Below are 21,064 nucleotides of genomic sequence, written 5' to 3'. Positions count from 1 at the left end.
ATTTAGATGGGAACATTCAAGATAGAAGGTGGGCACCCGCTATCAGGTGAAATTACACCTCAAGGGGCCAAAAACGAAGCTTTACAGATTTTATGCGCAGTACTTCTGACGCAAGAAAAGGTTGCGATAACGAACATTCCAGACATTATTGATGTCAATAAACTTATATCTCTTTTAGAGGATTTAGGCGTTAAGATACAAAAGAAGGGAAAGGGTTCTTATACCTTTAAAGCAGACGATATTAATTTAGATTATCTACAAAGCGATCAGTTTAAACAGGATGGTAGGGGTTTAAGAGGCTCCATTATGTTAGTGGGTCCGTTACTTGCCCGTTTTGGAAAGGGCTATATTCCTAAGCCAGGGGGTGATAAAATTGGACGTAGGAGATTGGATACCCATTTTGAAGGCTTTATTAAACTGGGTGCTAAATTTCGTTATAATAAGGAGGAATATTTTTATGGGGTAGAGGCTAAAAAACTTAAGGGTTGTTATATGCTCTTGGATGAAGCCTCGGTAACCGGCACAGCGAATATCGTAATGGCAGCAGTACTTGCCGAAGGGCAAACTACCATATACAACGCGGCATGCGAGCCTTACCTACAACAATTGTGTAAAATGTTGAATCGGATGGGAGCTAAAATATCCGGTGTTGGTTCCAACCTTTTGGTTATCGATGGCGTTGAAACGTTGGGAGGCACGGAACACCGTATGTTACCGGACATGATCGAGATTGGAAGCTGGGTTGGTCTTGCTGCAATGACGAAAAGTGAATTAACCATTAAAAATGTAAGTTGGGACGATTTGGGTCAGATTCCTACTACCTTCAGAAAATTAGGAATTACCTTGGAGCGTAAAGGGGACGATATTTATATTCCAGCACACAAAAATGGTTACGAAATCCAGAATTATATAGATGGTTCTATTCTTACCATAGCCGATGCGCCATGGCCAGGATTAACGCCGGACTTGCTGAGCATTATCCTTGTAATTGCTACCCAGGCTAGGGGAGAACTCGTTATTCACCAAAAAATGTTTGAAAGTCGATTATTTTTCGTGGACAAACTCTTGGATATGGGTGCTAAGATTATTCTTTGTGATCCGCATAGGGCCGCAGTGATGGGACACGATTTTAAATCTAGTTTAAAGGCTACAACCATGACTTCTCCGGACATTAGGGCTGGAGTTTCCTTACTCATAGCTGCACTTTCTGCTAAGGGAACATCAACCATTCACAATATTGAGCAAATAGACCGTGGATATGAAGATATTGATGAACGGCTTAGGGCAATTGGTGCTAAGATTACACGTATATAATTGTTTTGTAAGCACTTAGGATAAAAACAAGTGTCCAAAAAAGTGTTCGCCACCAATTTTTATTCACTAGTTTCTCCGTAATCGCAGTGCTTTCTATTTCATTTGATTTTTCAATACTATTGTGCAAGGGAACAAAAATGGAGAACGTTAGTACCCAAACAATTAGAATCATTCCTAGCTTAAGAATCGTTACATAGGAGGTGTCTGCTATAGCCTCACCCACACTAAAAGCCAACTGCCCAAACATTAAGGGCAAAACGATAACGGTGATTCTTTTGGTATAGGAACGGTGCCAGATACGTAAATCTTTATGGCTATAATACGTAAGGCCCGGATAAATTGCCAGCTGAACCGCCCAAATGAGCACAACTGTAGCGGTATCAAAAATAAGATTTACAATGGGTGTCAATCGTTTTCTTTTATGGTGTTCTATTCTTGAATTTAAGGTAACATTGAAATTAGTTATAAATGTATGGGTTTCTTAGCTAATGGCAGACTTCTTAAAGACCATTTGTAAATAGTCGCAGTTGTGTTCTATAATTTGTAAAGCATTTATTCGTTTTGAATCAATCTTTAATTTTCCATGCCCAAAACAACAAGAGCGGATGTATGATTATCAATCGTACCCAAGCCACCCAATGTGGTGTACATAATCCGTCCGGAATACAAGCGCCAATTTGTATAAAATGGATATGGGAGGGAATAAATAAAATCAGTAGTATAATAATACCGTAAGCGGCAAAACTCTTCCATTTAGGAACTAATAATAAAGCTCCAAGTACTATTTCCAATGCGCCCGAGACTAAATTTATCCCTTTTGGAAAAGGTAGATAAGAAGGGATAAGCGGATAGTAAAATCCTGGATTTAGAAAATGGTTGATGCCTGCAAAAAGCATGAAACCTATAAAAAGGTATCTGAATAGTTTCTTAGCCATATTGAAAATCTTTTTTACGACTATCTTTCAAGCGGGCATTTTTCTTTTGACAATAACTTTTGATATTAACCCTGTGCGTATTCCTTGGAAGACGCATATCAATTAACTATAACTTCCACTGATGTTCTATGTGTACTTTTTTAAGGATTAAAAAGAAGGGAATCCACCAAATAAAGTCGTTCGTTATTAAGGTATAGATAAATTCAAATGGTACTGCATCTTGCAGATAATTGAAGAGAAAACCCAGAGGACCAAAAATCTTACCCACAAAACCTACGGCAACTATAGGCCAATGGCGCATTGGGTTGTAAGACGCCCACCAATATCCTAGACCGTACACTCCAATGACCATACCCATGCCCTGCCATACCATGGGATGGTTTAGCGGTTCCATTCCTACCAATTCAAAAAAGTGATTGGGAAATAGAACTACCCAAGCGCCCCAAAGTAAATTGTATATTGCTGCTAGTTTAAGGGTAAGCTTCATGATTTTTCAATGAGGGTTCCATCCGGATATTTCGCAAACCTTCCTTTTTCTTTGTCGTGTACATTATCCGGGTAGCGCCATGGCCAACCACCAAATTGGGTAAGACGGTATTCCGACATGGCAGCTTCTATCTCTTTCTCCGTATTCATCACAAAAGGGCCATATTTAACCACGGGCTCTTTTATGGGTTTGCCTTGTAGCAACAGAAGTTGCGCTTGAGAATTTCCAGCTATGACTTTAATTTCTTTTCCTGCATCCAACTGAATTCCATGATTGGGGACAATTGTTGTTCCATCAATCTGAATGGTATCTCCCTCATAAAAATACAAAGTGCTATTTGCTTCTGAAGTTGATTTAGGCAGCTTGAAAACACCTTTAGGGTCTATGTGCACATTCAATATGCTTACATGATTTTCAGGATTTATTGCCCAAGAATCGGGTGCTAAATCCGGAGCATTCTCTCCTCCAAAGCTTCCTGCAATGACCTTAATGGTTGCACAATCCGTTTTTACTACCGGAATATCTTCATGCCACAACATTTTAAAATGTGGTTCCACGAATTTTTTATTTTTGGGAAGATTGAGCCATATTTGAAATAGCTCCAAAGGGTTATCTTCTTCAGTATTTAATAAGGGAAACATCTCACAATGCTGCACACCCTTTCCTGCTGTCATCCATTGGACATCGCCTTCTCCAAACCTACCGGCAGCTCCCAAGGAGTCCGAATGGTCACAAAAACCTTTGTTGACTATCGTAACCGTTTCAAAACCACGATGTGGATGTGCCGGAAAACCGGGAATAGTTTGTCCGTGATACATGCGCCAACCATCTTTGATAGTGAAATCGTTTCCTAGGTTTCTACCTTCTAATGAGGCATTTGGTGACATATCCTCTTTTCCTTTTGGATACATATCCAGATGGTACACACAAAACAAAAAAGGGTCTTGTGTTTGCCACGGAAATCCTAATCTAAAAACTTCTTTGATCATAATTTTCTTACTAGTGAATCGCCGTATTTATCTCCACCCAATAACCATCAGGGTCTTGCACATATATTTGGCGCACGCCATCTGTTCGCAGGGTAACTGCATTTTCTTTTCCTGGCCAATCTGAGAAGGCAATATCGTTTTTCTCCAAATGATCTATTACGCCGTCTAAGTCTTGCGTTGCTAAACATAAGTGCATAGACTTATTCTTTTCAAAAGGTGCAACTTCCTTCTGAATAAGGTGTATTTGGGAACTGCCACTGACGATAAACCAACGAAATCCAGGAGTTTTATCCGGATGCGGGGTTTCGGTCAATCCCAAGATATTACCGTAAAATTCTGCGCTTTTGTCAACATCATCCACCACAATGGCAAAGTGATCAATTTTAAAATCGAAAGATTGACCCTTCGCTGCAAATGAAATTAAACATAGCAAACACACCAAACTCAACTTTTTCATCTATTACATTTTTTTAGGAATTAATTGGTATCCAAGGCGTCTATCTGTTTTTGTACTTTATCCGCCTCCTCATATTTTCCGTCACTTGCGGAACGATTAACCTTAGAAAGGTCAAAAGCTTCCTTCATAAGCTTTTTGTATTTCTCCTCTAGTTTTTCCTTTTCTGTTTTCTTCTTAAATAATCCGAACATAGCAATTCTTTTTTAAATATTAATTGTTACCGATAGGTGGTGGCCCTTCTATCATAGGCTCATAGACCTCATCGCCTTTACGTGTTTTAAACTCTTCCTTTACTTCTTGTACCAGATTTGGTTTTTCAAATAAATCGGCCATAGTCATTGCCATTGCTTTGGAGGCATAGATCATACCTTTATGTCCAATGGACATTCCGCCACAGGCTACAACGGCCCATGAATGCCAAGGAGTGTCTTTCGGTGCAACCGTAACGCCTAGATTTATATTGGGAACGTTCCAACTTACATCGCCAACATCCGTTGATCCACCTCCAGGGCTTTTCTCGGTTTCTCTCAGTGGATATATCTTGCTATCCATGCCTACTTCTGGTTTACCAGTGGCTTTCTGTATGGCCTTGCCAAATACGGTTTCCTCGTCCGTATAGGAAATAGGTCCTAAAAGTTCTAGATTATTTTGCATGATTTCACCGCCTGTGCGGTTGACCAAGGTTTCATAAATTCCGGAAACCAAGGAGATTTTATAATCAACATTAGCCATAATTGCTGCTCCCTCTGCCATTTCCTTGACCCGCTCGTACGTAGGCAACATAATTTTTCGTTTAGGGTCGCGAACCCGTACCCATAATTTGGCATAGTCGGGAACTACATTTACCACTTGTCCGCCATCCTGAATATGATAGTGAATTCTGGACGTTGGTACAATATGTTCTCTGTAGTAATTGATGCCCGTAGTATACAGTTCCAAAGCATCAGAGGCGCTTCGTCCGTTCCAGGGATCCATGGAGGCATGAGCGGTCTGACCATGAAATTCTACGATAAAATCGATAAGTGAAAGTCCGGATTGCACATCGGCTTCCGTACTAGAAGATGGATGCCAGCTCACATTCACATCTACATCGTCCCATAAACCAGCTTTTACCATCCATACCTTGGCGAAGTATTTTTCTTCTGCAGGGGTTCCCAAAAATTTTAAGGTACCTTTTATTTTACCGGCTTCCATGAGTTCCTTTATCGCGATGGCAGCACCTAGACTGGCAGACCCAAAAAGGTTATGCCCACATCCGTGCCCAGCTGCTCCTTCGTTAAGAGCTTCTTTAACTGGTGATGCTTTTTGCGAAATACCCGGAAGGGCATCGAATTCGCCAAGAATACTTATAACCGGTGAGCCACTGCCGTATGTGGCTGTAAAAGCTGTAGGAATATCAGCAACACCTCGTGTAACGGTAAGGCCATTCTTTTCTGCATAGTCTGCGAGTATTTCTGAGGAAGCTGTTTCCTCAAACGCAGTTTCGGCCAATGCCCAAATAGCATCACTAATTTTAATGAGTTCGGATTCGTGCTTTTCTACCGAGGCAATGATTGCCTTTTTGTTATTGGTCAATTTCTGGCCGGAAAGCGATAGGCAAAAAATAAATAGAAAAGAAGTTACTAGTGCTTTTTTCATCAGTGTTATTTTAATCGGTTGGTTTTACTTTTTATCGCTTTTAAAGATAATCAAACTTGTGTTAATAAAAATTTCTAAATCTTAGCTATGTTGGTCCCAGACAGGTCTTCCCGGCAGGGTATGTGTTGCTACAATTCGTTTGCTTTCACGTTTCGTTTTAGGACTCTTTTTGAAAGCATACAATGCGTCACTTGCAAATTTTCTCATTTTCGATATGGAGACAATAGGTTTGGGGTAGTCTTTTCCAAGCTCAAAACCAAGAAATGCCAGTTCCATGGGAGGTATTTCCCATGGTTCATGAATATATTGTGAGGGTAGTTTGGCAAGTTCTGGAACCCATTTTTTGATAAATAAACCTTCTGCATCGTGTTCTTTACTGTTTTTAATCGGATTGTAAATACGAATGGTATTTACTCCGGTTTCTCCAGATTGCATATTTAACTGTGGAAAATGTATACCTGGTTCAAAGTCAAGAAAATTTTGCGCCAGATGTGCTGTACAGTCTTGCCATGGTTGCCATAACAGGTGGGTAAAAAAAGAGGCCAGCATGGCACGAAGTCTAAAATTAACGAATCCTGTGGCGACCAAACAGCGCATTGCTGCATCTATTAATGGAATGCCTGTTTGGCCTTCCCGCCATGCTTGCTGTAAATCGGTCCGTACTGGTTTTATCAATTTGTGGTAGCCTTTGTTAATGCTACTGAATTCCATTTCTCCCTCCATTTCAAACTTTTGAATAAAATGGGCCTGCCATCGCATACGGGAGAGGAAAGAACTTAGGTTTCTCTTATTTTGAACACTTTTTTTATGCCTTGCCGCATATTGACACACCTGCCTAGTGGATAAGCAGCCCCATGCCAAATAGGGTGATAGCCTGCTACTGTGTTGTCTTGATGTTGCCGGTTTAGAGTAGTTGGAATTGTATCCCCAAATTCGTTCGTTTAGAAAAGAGTCCAGATACTTTACGGCATATCTTGTGCCACCGCGTTGTATTTGGGAATTTGCTTTTGTTTCCAATGATACCGGTTGAAAATGATTTTTAGAAAGTGTATCGATGAAGGATATTGAAAAGAAATTGCCTTCGTCTATTCTTGGCTTATCAATATTCGTGTTTATAAAATCAACCCAATCGTTTTTCCATGCTTTTCTATTTTTTATACCCCTAAATACACCGTTTTGTATACTTTCTTCCCATACTATGCTATTGTTCTTACACCATCTTGATACCTGTTTATCTCGTTGGTAGGTGATTTGCATTCCGGTTTCTTGGTAGGAGAATATATGACTAATTTCTTTTTTGGTATGGAGTATGTCAAAAACAGATAAAATTTCAGTATCAACTATGAGTAGTTGGGTGTCATAAGAACTTAGCTGTCTTTGGAGATCTGCCAAGCTTTGTTTAATGAAATTGATATGTTTTTCGCTGTAATGGGAATCGTTTGTCCACAGCGGTTCAAAAGCGTACAACAAAAGTATTTGCTTACCCGTAGCAATGGCTTTCACCAAAGGTTCATGGTCTAACAATCGTAAGTCCCTTTTGAACCAGACTACTACCATTAGGCTACAGCTTCCTTATACGTTTTAAGACAACGTTCCCGAGCCATTTTATGGTCGACCATTTTTTCCGGGTATGTGAGTTCCTGTAATTCTGGTACCCACATATTGATATATTCCTTTTGTTTATCAAACTTATCGATTTGTGTCATTGGGTTGAAAATGCGAAAATAAGGTGCCGCGTCTACACCACTACCAGCTGCCCATTGCCAATTACCAACATTTGCACTCATGTCATAATCCAATAACTTTTCAGCAAAATAAGCTTCTCCCCAACGCCAATCTATCAATAAATGCTTACACAAAAAACTGGCTACCAACATGCGTACCCGATTATGCATAAAACCAGTGGCATTAAGCTCTCGGATACCCGCATCAACAAACGCGTAGCCGGTCATGCCATTTTTCCATTTTTCAAACTCCTCTTCATTATTGCGCCATTCTATGCGGTCATACTTTGCCCTAAAGGCTTTATCTTTTGTATGTGGAAAATGCCAAAGAATTTGCATAAAAAATTCACGCCAAATGAGCTCACTCCAGAAAATTTCATTGTCTTCCGCAATTGCTTTTTTCATCATTTTGCGCACAGAAACTGTACCAAAACGCAAATGAGGACCCAAACGTGAGGTACCGTTTTCCCTCGCCGGAAAATTTCGGGTATCCTCGTAGTTTTGAATTAAGGTAGGGGTTACCGTGTAGTCTGGAACTTTGATGGAAGCCGTTGAGAATCCCATGTCCGATAGTGACAGGTTAGGAAGTCTAGTGTGCTCCATAAGATTATCCATATACTGGCTTGTATACTGGATAGTTAGATGCTCGGCATTAAAAATCGATTTCCATTTGTTTTTGTAAGGCGTGTAAACCACATAAGGTTCCCCATCATCCTTTACCACTTCATCTTTTTCAAAAATAACCTGGTCTTTATAGGTCTTAAAATTGATGTTCTGCTCTTTTAAAAACCTACCTATGTCTTTATCGCGTTCCCTGGCATAAGGTTCGTAATCGTGATTAGCATACACCGCTTGAATTTCGTATTCTTTCGTTAAGGTTTCAATAACCTTTAGTGGTTTTCCGTGAAATAAGGCAATAGAGCTATTATGCTCATTTTGTAGCGTTTTTCTCATGTCATCCAGCGTTTCATGGATAAAGGTAACACGCGCATCGTCTTTCGGAAGCTTATCAAGGATTTCGGTATCAAAGATAAAAATAGGAAGCACTGGATAGTCACCCTTTAAAGCTTCTAAAAAGCCAATGTTATCATCCAATCTTAAATCCCTACGAAACCAGAATACCGTTACTTTTTTACTCATGCTATGATATGTTCAAGGTAGACATCCCACCGTCAACGCCAATAATTTGTCCTGTCATCCAACTACTGTCATCCTTAATCAAGAATGCGGCTATATTTGCAATATCCTCCGGTTTCCCTACACGCTTCAGGGGATGCCGTTGCGACATCATTTCTACTTTTTTATCATTGTTTAACAACCGGCCCGCCAGCGGTGTGTTTACCAAAGATGGGGCCACAACATTAACACGAATTTTAGGGGCATATTCTGCCGCCATGGATTTTGCAAAACCTTCAATGGCACCTTTTGCTGCGGCAACACTGGTATGAAATGGCATTCCTGTTCCTACGGCAACAGTACTGAAGAAAACCATGCTAGAGCCTTCGGACATTTTTCCTATGATTGTTTTTACCGTACGGACCAAACTAAAGAAATTCAGTTGCATATCCTGCTCAAAGGTATCCAAGCTCATCATTTTAAATGGTTTTAGGTTGATACTTCCCGGGCAATATACAAACCCATGTAGTTCCTCCGGTAGCGCACTGGTATCTAATTCATCGGTGGTGGCATCGAAGGGAATATGGGTCACGTTAAGCCCGTCCAACCCCTCCGTTGTTCGCGATGCCACAAAAATGTTATGATTGTTATGTAATAAATGCACCAAGGCGTTTCCTATACCGTGGCTTCCTCCTATTAATAGTATGTTTTTACTCATGTCTTAAAATGATTTAAAATGAATTTCTTTTTCCGAACCGGGAATACTGCCAAAACGATCTATTAATTGTTTCTCCCTATATTCAAATATTTGGCTCAATTGCTTCTTAACAATAATTGGATGCGCTAGTTGCCCTAAGATACCAAATGGGATTTTATAATCTATAATATCTTCCATTTCTATACCACCATCTACTTCATTTATGAAATGTTTGTGGTGCCATAAAGCATATGGGCCAAATCGCTGCTCGTCTACAAAATATTCCCCTTCCCGTACATGGGTGATTTCTGTTACCCATTTGGTGGTGTACCCTGGTAAAGGCGAAACTTTGTACTGTATAATTTGCCCAGGATACATAGGTCTATCTGCGCCCGACAGAATTGTAAATCCCATGTGTTTTGGTGTGATTTCCTGCAAATTCTTAGGGCTTGATAAAAAATCCCAAGCTTGTTGTCTTGAAATTGGAAAAGATTGCTTCGCATGCAATTGGTATAATTTCATCCAGATATTTTTAACAAATATAAAAGCATTATTGTTCAGCGAAAAATATAATTCGTTAAACAAAATAAAAATGATCGGCATTTTATGCTAAAGGACTGACTTTCATCGGTTTTCTCACTTTTTAAACCAATTTAGGATGGAAAGGCACTCCTTATTACGTAATTTGTACTGCGTTCCAAAAATTAGGATATGAAAATCATCTTAAGGCTATTTTTGCTTTTCACCACGAGTGTCGCTTTATCACAAGGGTCTATTGTAGAACTTGGTGAATTGCCGCAGGAGGTTTCTGAGACTTCTGGTCTTCTTTTTTTTAACGATAGGGTTATTACACATAATGATTCTGGTGGGGAAGCCATATTATACGAAATTGACACCGTATCACGTGAAATAACAAGAACTGTTGCGATAAATGATGCTGTAAATGTTGATTGGGAGGCCATAAGTCAAGACTTAAGTTATATTTACATCGGTGATTTTGGAAATAATTTGGGAATGCGGCAAGATTTAACCATTTATCGTATTTCAAAGTCAGATTATCTGGATGATGATACCGCAACTGCCGAAGCTATTCTCTTTTCTTACATAGATCAGACCGATTTTTCGGATACAGGAAACAGCGATTGGGATGCAGAAGCGTTTTTTGTTCTGGGAGATGAATTGGTTATACTCACCAAGCAATGGAAAAGCTTAGGAACGGTAGCGTATTCGATACCTAAAATTCCAGGAAGCTATTCCGCGTTGCGAAAAGGTGCCGTTGAAAATATTGGACTCGTTACTGATGCCGACTATAATCCTTCCAATGAAACGTTATTCATACTTGGGTATTCCTCTATCTTACTACCTTTTGCCCGAACGTATACCACAACGGTTACAACTATATTTTCGGATACATTTAGTACAGTATCCATAGATATTGGTTTGGCACAGGTAGAGGGCGTTGCTAATGATGGTGCCGGAAATTATTTGGTCTCCTCTGAATTGTTTATGAGGCAATCGCCAAACATCGTTTCATTATCACGACTTTTTAAATTGAATTTAATCGCTGAAGAAGAAGAACCGGAGCAGGAGGAGCCTGAGGAGGGTGAGGAACCTAATCCCAATCCACCGCCTGATGAAAACAAGGAAGAGTTATTGATTTTTAAAGAACTAAGCACGGGCACCATTAGATATACGATAAATTCTGAAAGCGCAATTAACGGTACACGTATTTATGACGTAAATGGAAAAGCTGTTTGGGAGCAGTTTAATACGGATATAGAAAGGGAGGGTGTGGTGATACAAACGATACCAACCTCCATCTATTATTTTGTTGTTTATTTTGATAATGCGGTACGTTCAAAGGCTTTTGCTGTCTATTAAATACTTTCCATTGTATAGGGAGGTCGCTATTCATGCTTTGGCAACTTTAGACGCAATATACATAATCGTTTATTTATGAATTTGTTAACAAAGGCAACATTGGTTTATATCTAGATTTGTGAACAATTAAAACAAAAACCATGAATAAAGTAATCTTATTTTTATTAGCTATTGCAGCTTCCTTTTCTCTTGAAGCTCAAATTAACACGCCAGCAGCAAGTCCAGCATCAAAATTGATACAGACTGTAGGACTGACAGAGGTCGTTATTGACTACTCCAGACCATCTATGAAGGGAAGAACGATATTTGGAGATTTAGTACCTTTTGATAAGCTATGGCGAACGGCAGCCAATGCATATACCACGGTAAGCTTTGATACCGACGTAACCATCGCCGGTACCGATGTAAAAGCTGGTACATATTCTATTTTTACAAAGCCCGGAGTTAAAAACTGGGACGTTTTCTTTTATACCGATATAGACGGTAGTGGCGTTCCTCGCGATTGGGACGAGAATAAAATTGTTGCTAAAGCAACCGTTCCAGTTTGGCCAATAGAAATGCCGATCGAAACGTTTACGATTACTATTGACGATCTTACAAATACTGGAGCCAATCTGGGAATTATGTGGGAACAAACATACATAGCAATTCCTATAGGCGTTCCTACCGATGCTATGGTTACACAAAGCATTGACCGTGCACTTAACGGTCCTGGCGCGGGAGATTACTATGCTGCTGCGACCTATTATGCTGCAGAAGGCAAAGATATAAACAAAGCAAAAGAATGGATGGATAAGGCAATGTCCATGACGGAAAAGCCAGCGTTTTGGCAATTAAGACAGCAGTCTTTGATTTTAGCAAAAGCTGGAGATAAAAAAGGAGCTATCGCAACTGCAAAGAAATCTTTGGAAGCTTCTAAGGCAGCAGGAAATGATGATTATGTAAAAATGAATATGGATTCCTTGAAAGAATGGGGAGCCATGTAATTACGTAATAGGTAATAATTAAATTAAGCGGAATCAGATTTCCATGTCTAAAGGACTGTGGTATTTGGTTCCGCTCTATTATTTAAGAAGAGATGCTGGTTGTGTTGATGTAATTATTGTAAGTTTTGAAAACGCAATGTAGATTCAATTTAACCTAATATTCCTAAGAAGCCAAATCTTAATTTGGTATAATGTTTCATCATCTTAAAAGCGAGGTTTTTAACTACTTTGCCAGAGTATGTATTCCATCACCAATTTCTAGGTTATAAATCTCTGCGTCTATTCCTGTTTCTTTTTTATATCTGGAGCATATTGTGTTGCTATGTTGTTCAACAAATTCTGTTTTTATTAGGTTGATCGTACATCCACCAAAGCCTCCGCCCATCATTCTAGATCCCATAACACCCTCTAATTTTTGTCCTGTGCTTACCAATAAGTCTAATTCTTTAGTGGTAATTTCATATTCGTTAGCCATGGCCCAATGCCCTTCTAGTAGAATTGCTCCACATTGTTTGGCGTTACCGTTTTCCAACGCAGTTATCATACGTAAAACACGATTGTTTTCTTCTAAAATATAGTTTGCTCTTAAATAATCGATAGGGGAGACACTAGTTTTTACTTTTTCCAGATCTGTTGTGGTAATATCCCGTAAAGAGTATACCTTTTTTTTTGATTTTGCGATTTTGCATACAACGCGTTCACAGGAATCTCTTCGTTTGTTGTATTCGGAATCTACTACTAAATTATGTGTGATGTTGCTGTTAATTAGTACCCAACTGTAGCCTTTTAGATTAATCGGAACGTACTTGTGCTTAGTATCCTTACAATCTAAAAACAAAGCATTCCCTTTTTTTCCAAAAACGACGGCGTATTGATCCATGATTCCGCATTTAAGCCCAATCTTATGCTCGGCTTGCTGGCCAATCAAAGCAATTTTTTCTTTGGTAATCTTTAAATTATTTACTTCTGCCAAGGCATAAATAAATCCGCAGCATAGGGCTGCAGAAGAGGACAATCCAGCACCTATAGGAATATCTCCTCCAAAAACACAGTCAAAACCGTTCAAAGGATACTTTTTATCGTTAAGGATTCCCAGTATCGCCTTAAAATAATTACCCCAAAATGAGATGAATGGTTGGGAAGAACCATCTAAATCAAAGATTATTTGCTCGGCTTGGGTTAGGGACGTTTCAATGGTAATTTTTTGAGTATTATTTTTTTGTACTGCAAAATAGATTCCTTTTTCTATGGCAGCGGGTAATACATAGCCCAGGTTGTAATCTGTATGTTCCCCAATAAGATTAACACGACCGGGCGCTTTTAAAAGTATAGGTTTACTTTTATACTTTTCTATAAATAAATTTTCAACTTTTGATTTTATCATTTCAGAAGAGCATTAACTGTTACTAGGAATTGATGCCGACGATGCTTCTCTAAAGACTTCAATTAAGCATTAAATCGAAAGCTAAAACCGTTAATTAGGACTAGAATTATGATGGTTTATTTGGTAAGATTACTTTAATAATATCACGCTTTTACTGGTTCACAACTAAAGGTTTTTTCAGCATACGGTCAAATGCTTCAAATATAAAGGCAAAAACGATAACCATTGCCGCCCCTATAAAATTCAACCATAAATAGCCTAGTTTTTCCTCACCTGAAGGATAAATATGAATTAAATTATAATAAATGACACACACAATAACTTGTGTGAGCACCGCAGCAAAGAATACAGCGTTACCTTTTACGAACTTAAAAAAGAACGCAAGTAAAAATATACCAAGGACATTACCGTAAAAGATACTTCCTATAATATTTACCAGTTGTATAAGGTTGTCAAAAAGGTTTGCCACGTTTGCAATGGCTATGGCTACAACTCCCCATGCGAAGGTAAACCACTTGGATGCCTTAACGTAATGGGCATCTGTTTCTTCCTTGCTGTGATTCCGTTTGTAAAGGTCTAGAGCCGTAATCGTACCTAATGCATTTAGCTCTGAAGCCGTCGATGACATTGCCGCGGATAGAATCACGGCCAGTAAAAGCCCAATGAGACCCTTAGGAAGATTGTGTAGGATAAAGTGAATGAATACATAATCCTTATCATTAGTTTCTGACGTGTCGTCAGCTTTCTTTATTAAGGTCTTTGCGATAATTCTGTTGGTACTATCTTTTCTATTAATTTTAATAATTTGAGACTTTGCCTCTTCCACCGCGGCATATTCTTTGATTTCCAAAGCTGCGGAGAAGTTGTTCTGGGCAATTCTTTTTTCAGCCTCTAGGGCTACCTGGCCTTCTTGTAACAGCTTGTAATCTTCCGCAAACTCAGATTCCATTACGGTTTGCGTGGCAGCCGGATTAAAGTTTAGGGGAGAAGGATTATACTGATAGAATACGAAAACCATGACCCCAACGAGAAGGATGAAAAACTGCATCGGGATTTTAAAGATACCGTTAAAGACCAGACCTAGTTGACTTTCCCTAACTGTTTTTCCGGATAAATAGCGCTGTACTTGGCTTTGGTCCGTGCCAAAATAGGCTAGTGCCAAAAATAGACCACCAGTTATACCGCTCCAAAAGGTATATCTACTTTTTGTATCTAGGCTAAAATCTAGAATCTCCAGCTTATTGCTGGCTCCTGCAATTTTAAGTGCTTTTCCGAAGGTAATATCCGGTGGTAAGTACCCTAGAATAAAAAAGAATGTAATGAACATCCCGGTCATAATGATGAACATTTGCTGCTTTTGGGTAACGCTTACCGCTTTAGTTCCCCCTGATACCGTGTAAATGATGACTAAGGTGCCTATGATAACGTTTAAGGTTCTCAAATCCCAGCCCAATACAGCCGATAGTATTATGGAAGGAGCAAAAATAGTAATCCCTGCTGCAAGTCCCCTTTGCATTAAAAATAGAATAGCGGCTAAAGATCTAGTTTTTAAATCAAACCTACCTTCTAAAAACTCATAGGCCGTATACACCTTCATTTTATGGTAAAGGGGAATAAATACCAAACAAATAATAATCATGGCTAGGGGTAGGCCAAAATAGAACTGAACAAAGCCCATACCATCATGAAAAGCTTGCCCTGGTGTGGAAAGAAAGGTAATGGCACTTGCCTGTGTCGCCATTACGGATAGTCCAATAGTCCACCATTGTGCCTCTTTTCCGCCTCGTACGTAGTCATTTACGTTTTTACTTCCTTTTGTTTTCCATACGCCATAAATAACGATGAAAAGTAAGGTGCTACAAAGAATTGTCCAGTCGAGTGCTCCCATATTAGGTAAATGATGACATTATGTACGCAAAAATTAGCACGTAAATTAGGTTTAATGCCAGTACGATGGAATACTCTTTTTTCCAGCTCTTATTATCGTCCTCCTCTTGACTCATCCTTTTATCTTTTCTTTTTGGTCTAGTTTGTCTTTTCCTAAGGACAACATATTGGAAAATAATTTATAAGCTCCCGGAACCCCGGCTGGTAATTCTCTGAAAAAACTAAGGCCTGTGTAAATATAGTTTCCTTTTCCATAAGGAGCTACAAGCAAACTCCCCTTTTTTTCTGTTTCTCCCTCATCGTTCATCCCTAAAATGGGCGTAAACTCAGTTCCCCATTTGTCAGGAAAATATAGTCCGCGCTCTTGGACCCAACCTTCAAAATCAGATGAAGTTATCTTATTGGGAAAATTTACTAAGGGATGTTCAGCAGCCAATATGCGTACTTCGGAGTTTTCATTGGTTACACGATCTCTTGAAATGTCTAAGTCGTAAGGGGCAATACTTTCAAATTGATTACCCCAACGGTTAGCGGTGTTGTACTGTACTATGACATTGCCACCTTGTTTCACATAATTTAATATAAATCTCTGTTTGAATTTTAGTTCTTCTACTACATTATATGCTCTTATTCCCAATACCACTGCATCATACTTATCTAAGGAACCCTCAACTAATTCCAAAGGATCTACAAGGTGAACAATATATCCCATTTGCTCTAAACTAGTTGGCATCTCATCTCCCGCACCCATAATATATCCAATATGCTCCCCCGCTTTTTTTATATCCAATCGCACTGTTTTAGCTTCCGAAGGTAAAAGAATAGTCTGCATAGGAACATGGTCGTAATCTATAGTGACCAATTCTTTAGAAATCGTTTTTCCATTTATGCGAACTATAGGAGAAATATAACTCTCATTTTCGGTATCAGGCGGCACTAGTGTAAAATATAGTGTTTGTTCATCCCCTTTTTTTGCAATTTCAAAGGGTTTGGTGTCATTTGCCACATTCCATGCGTTGTCAAAACAGAATTGCACTGTTCCTGAAAGATTATCTGCATGAGCTTTTACAGTCACAGGTATTTCTTTGGGCTTATCATCAGAAAAAATAATAACCTTATCGTTAAAGCTTGCAGTAGCCTCTGGTACTATTTCAAAAGGTTGATAAATTTCTCCTTTTTCCGGTTTCGCAAATTTATATATTATCGGTTTACTGATAGGAATTATTGTCCCATCGATATTTAATTTAAATAGGGCGTTGAAAGCTCTTGGAGTTTCTGGCTTTCCTATCAAGCTCATATCGGCCACCTTGTAGGTTCCTAGACTTCCTTTTTCCATAAGCCAATAGGGACTTGTATAGGTGGTCTCTAAAGGGATGGTAAATTGTATTTTTTGCTCTATAAGCGTATTGTCAGCTAGTGGTATGGTTTTAATCTCACTTACCTGATTTCCTATTTGAACTGATTCCAATACCATGGCTACGGGACTCCTATTCACGGCCTCGATATTTATGGATACATGTTCTCCCGGATTTGCATAGGCCGCTTCTGATACCGCTTCTAAATGCAGTCCCGCAACGGCTGTTATAATACTTATTAGCTCTTTGGTTTTAAGTTTTTTCCAGTGCTCGTTATCAACCTTCTGTAAAAGCTCGTAAGCTTCCAAGAGTTGCGGTAAATGTAGGTATGGATTTATAAAATTAAAGTTAGCTTCAATGGGCTTTAAAAGTTCGGCAATTTTTTCGCCACCAGCTATCCGGTTCCAAGACGTATCTATGCCCTCGAACAAATCGGTCTTCACTTTTGGGAGGTCTCCTTTTAATAGCTCTATATATTCTGGCTGGCTGCCCCTAGAACTAAGTCTGCCAAAGCCTTGACATAGATGTTGACTACTGGCCAGTGCTGCAATCTCATTATTGGACATTCCCAACATGGGGTAGTAGGTGCCCACGTCCATAGTGATCATGTTGGATTTATCTGCCTTTTGAAAAGCTTCTTCATTGCCATAAAACCACCACGAAGTATTAAAAAATAATCGCCTAGGCTGCCAAATTTCTGTGGAAGTTAAACGGTCCGGAAAAGCATTGGGGTCATTGGCAAGGTCAAAAGCCTCTAAACTTAGCATTGCAGAGGATGTATGATGCCCATGTGTACTTCCAGGGTTTCGATGATCGAATCTATTGATAATTACATCGGGTTTAAATTGTCGTATGGTTGTTACTACATCACCTAGGATCGCTTCTTTGTTCCAGATTTCCAATGTTTCCTTTGGATGCTTGGAATAACCAAAATCATTAGCTCGGGTAAAAAACTGTTCGCCGCCATCCACGCGTCGTGCGGCCAACAATTCTTGCGATCTAAGTACCCCTAGTAATTCGCGCAGTTCGGAACCGATTAGATTTTGACCGCCGTCGCCCCTTGTTAATGATAAATAACCTGTTCTTGCGTGTACGTTATTCGATAAGTAGGAAATTAGACGTGTATTTTCATCATCAGGGTGAGCTGCTATGTAAAGTGCCGTGCCTAAAAAATTAAGCTTTTGTACCGCATGATAAATATCGGTGGGACTACTTATTTTAGGTGTTTGAGCTTTGGAAATAGTGAACAAAAAAAGGCTACAGCCCAAAAAGACCCAAATATGGCGCATAGTGTTGGTTTTAGTCTAGTTTCAAATATAACAAGATTAAAACTTGAGCTTTGGTTTTTACAACTTCTTTAACATACTAAGCTTCTCCAATCTTATCTATTTGGTTTTCTTCTTTATAAGTAGAAATTAGGATTACGCCTTTTTGCAAAACCATATTGTTGGGATAGGTAAGAATTTCTCCATTGATTTTTCTTAAATGTAAGTGGAACGCACGTATATCCTCGATCACGAACGTATCTTGTTCTGGCGTTTCCGTACTAAATAGTTCTTTGTCCAAAATTCGTATCGTATTCCCTATTTTAAAGGGGAAGGAAAAGAAAATAATAACGCCTGCCGTGATATTGCTTAAAATAGACCATTGTGCAAAAAGTGCTACCCCGATAACCGCAAAAATTGAAGATAACAATACGCCTAAATCCTTATAATTTACGCCCCATACCAATGTAAAAGCCGCAAAAGCTGTTAAGGTAAGTGCTATAGAAATGTACTTAACTATAAGATTTGTTCTTACCGGATTAAAGTCTCCTAGTTTACCCACCTTTCTTGCCGCTGCACTAAAGGTAACTTTAAAAATAAGGACTAATACCAAAATTATAACACTTGATAATAGTTGACTTTGGTGACTGGCTATAAATTCTCTCATATTTTACAATCCTAGGCTGTCGCGCAAATATAAATCCTTATTACCATTTTGTCTCCAATATGGTGTTTTTATACGTTTTAATTTAGTTCCCGTAGAGGTTATGGTTTCCGCACTGGCGCCATAGCCACTTTTAGAGGAATCCGTCCATGTTTCAATCGAATACGGGAAGTCCTCGGTAAAGTGAATGGTCAAAGTTCTATTCAGTTCAGGATAGGTGATTTCATAGTTTGTGATGCCTTCGTTGGTGTCTATTTTTGTGTTGGCAGAATACGCTCTTAGCTCTTTATGCGCTAATCTTATATACTCTAGTGAGGGAATCATTTTAAGTTCGCCTATCGGTAACGTGCTTGGGTCTATCCGAATCTTATTCCAGATTTCGTCTTCTAAATGACTTTGTGATAAACTGATTTCCTCATCTGCTTCGGTCTCAAAGTAGGAATGGGACTTAATTTGAAACTGCTCTCTATTATTTAATTGTGCATATACTTGACCGCACCACTCTTGCGATGAAAAGGCCAATTTAACAGCATGTGTATTGTCGTGTACAGGATAAAAACTACTGGTCATTATGGAGTAGGGATAAATACCAGTGAGGTAGTTTTTGGTAGCGTTCAATTTTAACACGGGAATATTATCCGGATTACTGCCATCTGCCTTTACTTGCTTGTCTTTTAGAAAAGGCTCGGTCACAAAAATTTTTACGGCGCTTCCTTCCCTTATTTCCCCATATCGTGCCTGCTTTAAGTCATACGATGTGATTTCAGCATCGCCAGCGTACCAATATTCCTTAAATTCCTTGGATAGGGCTCTTTTTGGGGTGTCAGGTTTTTCTGATGTATCAACCGCTACCAATTCTTCTTTCGAAACCGTTAATTTTTCCTTACAAGAATTAAGAGTAGTGCTTCCAAAAGCTAGAAGGATTATTAAAACTTCAGTCGTTAGCCATTTTTTAAACATATTCCATTTTTTTATTTGATAGTCAAGATTTTACAATCAAGGTGTTCTAAATATTGATTGGTTTATTGTAAAAGAAGTATTCATCAACACTAAAGTAGTGGTTGCCATTGTAAACCATTCTATGTTAACCTACTAACCATAAAATTAGCGCGATTCATTCCTGTATTTTCAATACTTCTATAAAATTATACAAAATCTATTGATCGGCAATCATCCTTAACGTTTCGTAAACCATTTGTGTTGGCAAGCCTACCACGTTTGTGTAGGACCCTCTGATTTCTTCAATTCCAATGAGTCCAATCCATTCCTGTATGCCATAAGCGCCTGCCTTGTCAAAGGGTTTGTATTTAGATACATAGTGTTCTATTTCTTCAGTTTCCAATTTCTTGAATTTTACACGCGAACAATTATTTTTTGTGAGCTGTTTTTTTTCGGTTGTAAAACATACCGAGGTAATTACGTCATGCCAGTCTCCCGAAAGTCGATGTAGCATTTCTCGTGCCTCTACATCCGATGCTGCCTTGGCCAGGGATTTTCCATTATGCCAAACTACCGTATCCGAGGTAATCACTATTTCATTAGGTTGTATGCTTTTTATAAAAGGTTTAGCCTTTAGCTGCGACAAATAATCCGAAATTTCCGCACCTTTCAACGCGCTAGGATATATTTCCTCCACAGGTTTTAGTCGAATTTCAAAATCAAGTTCCATTTCTTCAAAGAACTTTTTTCTACGAGGGGAACCCGATGCCAAAATAATCGTATAAGCGTTTAATCTACTCTTTAGCATGCCTTAATCGTTTGCTGCGCTAAAGTGTTGCATCCAGTCTTCGCGCACTTTTAATACTTGTTCTATCACATCGCGCACACACCCGTTTCCGCCCATTCGATGAGAAATATACTTACATACGGCCTTTACTTCGGGTATGGCATTTTGAGGACAGGTTGCCAAACCAACGACTTGCATGGGAGGGATATCTGGAATATCATCACCCATATACAGCATGTTTTTAAGGTTGATGTTGTGATTTTTGGCGTAAGCATTCAGCGCTTCGATTTTTAAATGGGAATTCATGAAAATATCGGTAACGCCCAAGCCCATTAATCGCTTTTTGACCCCTTCATTAGTACCACCAGTAATAATGCAAACATTATAGCCTTTATTTATAGCGGTCTTAAGAGCATAACCGTCCTTAACGTTCATTGTTCTTAATAATTCACCGTCCGTATTTACAAGCACATTGCCGTCCGTAAAAACACCGTCAACGTCAAACACAAAGGTGGTAATATCTTTTAAACTTTCTTTGTAACTCTTTTCCATAATGCTT

The 21,064-nt window shown here is 39.1% G+C and carries 21 protein-coding genes; 3 read left to right on the top strand and 18 right to left on the bottom strand.

What is annotated here, in order from left to right:
* Positions 1–6 precede the first annotated feature (6 nt).
* Complete coding sequence (gene murA / locus MS6x_RS00955) at positions 7–1,314, top strand: UDP-N-acetylglucosamine 1-carboxyvinyltransferase (RefSeq protein WP_482604856.1); 1,308 nt, start codon at positions 7–9, stop codon at positions 1,312–1,314.
* On the opposite strand, the gene MS6x_RS00950 is transcribed toward murA, so the two are convergent.
* From MS6x_RS00950 to MS6x_RS00900, 11 genes are all read right to left on the bottom strand, one after another.
* Complete coding sequence (locus MS6x_RS00950; RefSeq protein WP_482604854.1) at positions 1,301–1,723, bottom strand: hypothetical protein; 423 nt, start codon at positions 1,721–1,723, stop codon at positions 1,301–1,303. The two genes, murA and MS6x_RS00950, sit on opposite strands and share 14 nt — an antisense overlap.
* A 157-nt stretch (positions 1,724–1,880) precedes the next feature.
* Positions 1,881–2,249, bottom strand: a complete 369-nt coding sequence (locus MS6x_RS00945) for a DoxX family protein (RefSeq protein WP_482604852.1) — start codon at positions 2,247–2,249, stop codon at positions 1,881–1,883.
* Between the two features lie 106 nt (positions 2,250–2,355).
* A complete protein-coding gene (locus MS6x_RS00940; protein ID WP_482604850.1) occupies positions 2,356–2,736 on the bottom strand; it encodes an alkyl hydroperoxide reductase in 381 nt (126 codons plus the stop codon).
* Complete coding sequence (locus MS6x_RS00935; protein ID WP_482604849.1) at positions 2,733–3,725, bottom strand: pirin family protein; 993 nt, start codon at positions 3,723–3,725, stop codon at positions 2,733–2,735. The genes MS6x_RS00940 and MS6x_RS00935 overlap by 4 nt, the downstream gene beginning before the upstream one ends.
* A gap of 10 nt (positions 3,726–3,735) precedes the next feature.
* Positions 3,736–4,182, bottom strand: a complete 447-nt coding sequence (locus tag MS6x_RS00930; RefSeq protein ID WP_482604847.1) for a VOC family protein — start codon at positions 4,180–4,182, stop codon at positions 3,736–3,738.
* Positions 4,183–4,202: 20 nt separating this feature from the next.
* Complete coding sequence (locus tag MS6x_RS00925; RefSeq protein WP_482604846.1) at positions 4,203–4,373, bottom strand: Lacal_2735 family protein; 171 nt, start codon at positions 4,371–4,373, stop codon at positions 4,203–4,205.
* A gap of 19 nt (positions 4,374–4,392) precedes the next feature.
* Positions 4,393–5,820, bottom strand: a complete 1,428-nt coding sequence (locus MS6x_RS00920; RefSeq protein ID WP_482604844.1) for an amidohydrolase — start codon at positions 5,818–5,820, stop codon at positions 4,393–4,395.
* Positions 5,821–5,901: 81 nt separating this feature from the next.
* On the bottom strand, positions 5,902–7,377 hold the full coding sequence (locus MS6x_RS00915) for a cryptochrome/deoxyribodipyrimidine photo-lyase family protein (RefSeq protein ID WP_482604842.1): 1,476 nt from the start codon (positions 7,375–7,377) through the stop codon (positions 5,902–5,904).
* Positions 7,377–8,684 (bottom strand): cryptochrome/photolyase family protein, encoded by a 1,308-nt coding sequence (locus MS6x_RS00910; RefSeq protein ID WP_482604841.1) that lies wholly within the window; start codon positions 8,682–8,684, stop codon positions 7,377–7,379. Before MS6x_RS00910 ends, MS6x_RS00915 begins: the two co-directional genes overlap by 1 nt.
* A gap of 1 nt (position 8,685) precedes the next feature.
* Positions 8,686–9,378 (bottom strand): SDR family NAD(P)-dependent oxidoreductase, encoded by a 693-nt coding sequence (locus tag MS6x_RS00905; RefSeq protein WP_482604839.1) that lies wholly within the window; start codon positions 9,376–9,378, stop codon positions 8,686–8,688.
* A gap of 3 nt (positions 9,379–9,381) precedes the next feature.
* Positions 9,382–9,879, bottom strand: a complete 498-nt coding sequence (locus tag MS6x_RS00900; protein ID WP_482604837.1) for an SRPBCC family protein — start codon at positions 9,877–9,879, stop codon at positions 9,382–9,384.
* A gap of 189 nt (positions 9,880–10,068) precedes the next feature.
* Between MS6x_RS00900 and MS6x_RS00895 the strand changes: the two genes are divergently transcribed.
* Together MS6x_RS00895 and MS6x_RS00890 are read left to right on the top strand one after the other, a co-directional pair.
* Entirely contained in the window at positions 10,069–11,238 is a 1,170-nt protein-coding gene (locus MS6x_RS00895) for a hypothetical protein (protein WP_482604836.1), read from the top strand.
* Between the two features lie 140 nt (positions 11,239–11,378).
* Positions 11,379–12,224: a DUF2911 domain-containing protein gene (locus MS6x_RS00890; protein WP_482604834.1), complete on the top strand. Its 846-nt coding sequence runs from the start codon at positions 11,379–11,381 to the stop codon at positions 12,222–12,224.
* Positions 12,225–12,447: 223 nt separating this feature from the next.
* Here MS6x_RS00890 and galK read toward each other — a convergent pair whose 3' ends face one another.
* The 7 genes from galK to MS6x_RS00855 form a co-directional block, all read right to left on the bottom strand.
* On the bottom strand, positions 12,448–13,608 hold the full coding sequence (galK, locus tag MS6x_RS00885; protein ID WP_482604832.1) for a galactokinase: 1,161 nt from the start codon (positions 13,606–13,608) through the stop codon (positions 12,448–12,450).
* A 151-nt stretch (positions 13,609–13,759) separates the two neighbouring features.
* Positions 13,760–15,496 (bottom strand): sodium:solute symporter family protein, encoded by a 1,737-nt coding sequence (locus MS6x_RS00880; protein WP_482604830.1) that lies wholly within the window; start codon positions 15,494–15,496, stop codon positions 13,760–13,762.
* A gap of 111 nt (positions 15,497–15,607) precedes the next feature.
* On the bottom strand, positions 15,608–18,139 hold the full coding sequence (locus MS6x_RS00875; RefSeq protein WP_482604828.1) for a PIG-L family deacetylase: 2,532 nt from the start codon (positions 18,137–18,139) through the stop codon (positions 15,608–15,610).
* Between the two features lie 76 nt (positions 18,140–18,215).
* Positions 18,216–18,782 (bottom strand): mechanosensitive ion channel domain-containing protein, encoded by a 567-nt coding sequence (locus tag MS6x_RS00870; protein ID WP_482604826.1) that lies wholly within the window; start codon positions 18,780–18,782, stop codon positions 18,216–18,218.
* Positions 18,783–18,785: 3 nt separating this feature from the next.
* A complete protein-coding gene (locus tag MS6x_RS00865) occupies positions 18,786–19,739 on the bottom strand; it encodes a septum formation inhibitor Maf (RefSeq protein ID WP_482604824.1) in 954 nt (317 codons plus the stop codon).
* Between the two features lie 196 nt (positions 19,740–19,935).
* Positions 19,936–20,526: a Maf family nucleotide pyrophosphatase gene (locus MS6x_RS00860; protein WP_482604822.1), complete on the bottom strand. Its 591-nt coding sequence runs from the start codon at positions 20,524–20,526 to the stop codon at positions 19,936–19,938.
* Positions 20,527–20,529: 3 nt separating this feature from the next.
* Positions 20,530–21,057: a KdsC family phosphatase gene (locus tag MS6x_RS00855; protein WP_482604820.1), complete on the bottom strand. Its 528-nt coding sequence runs from the start codon at positions 21,055–21,057 to the stop codon at positions 20,530–20,532.
* Positions 21,058–21,064 lie beyond the last annotated feature (7 nt).

It is taken from the genome of Maribacter sp. MS6 (assembly GCF_056839185.1).
This window is presented reverse-complemented; position numbering and strand designations above follow the sequence as displayed.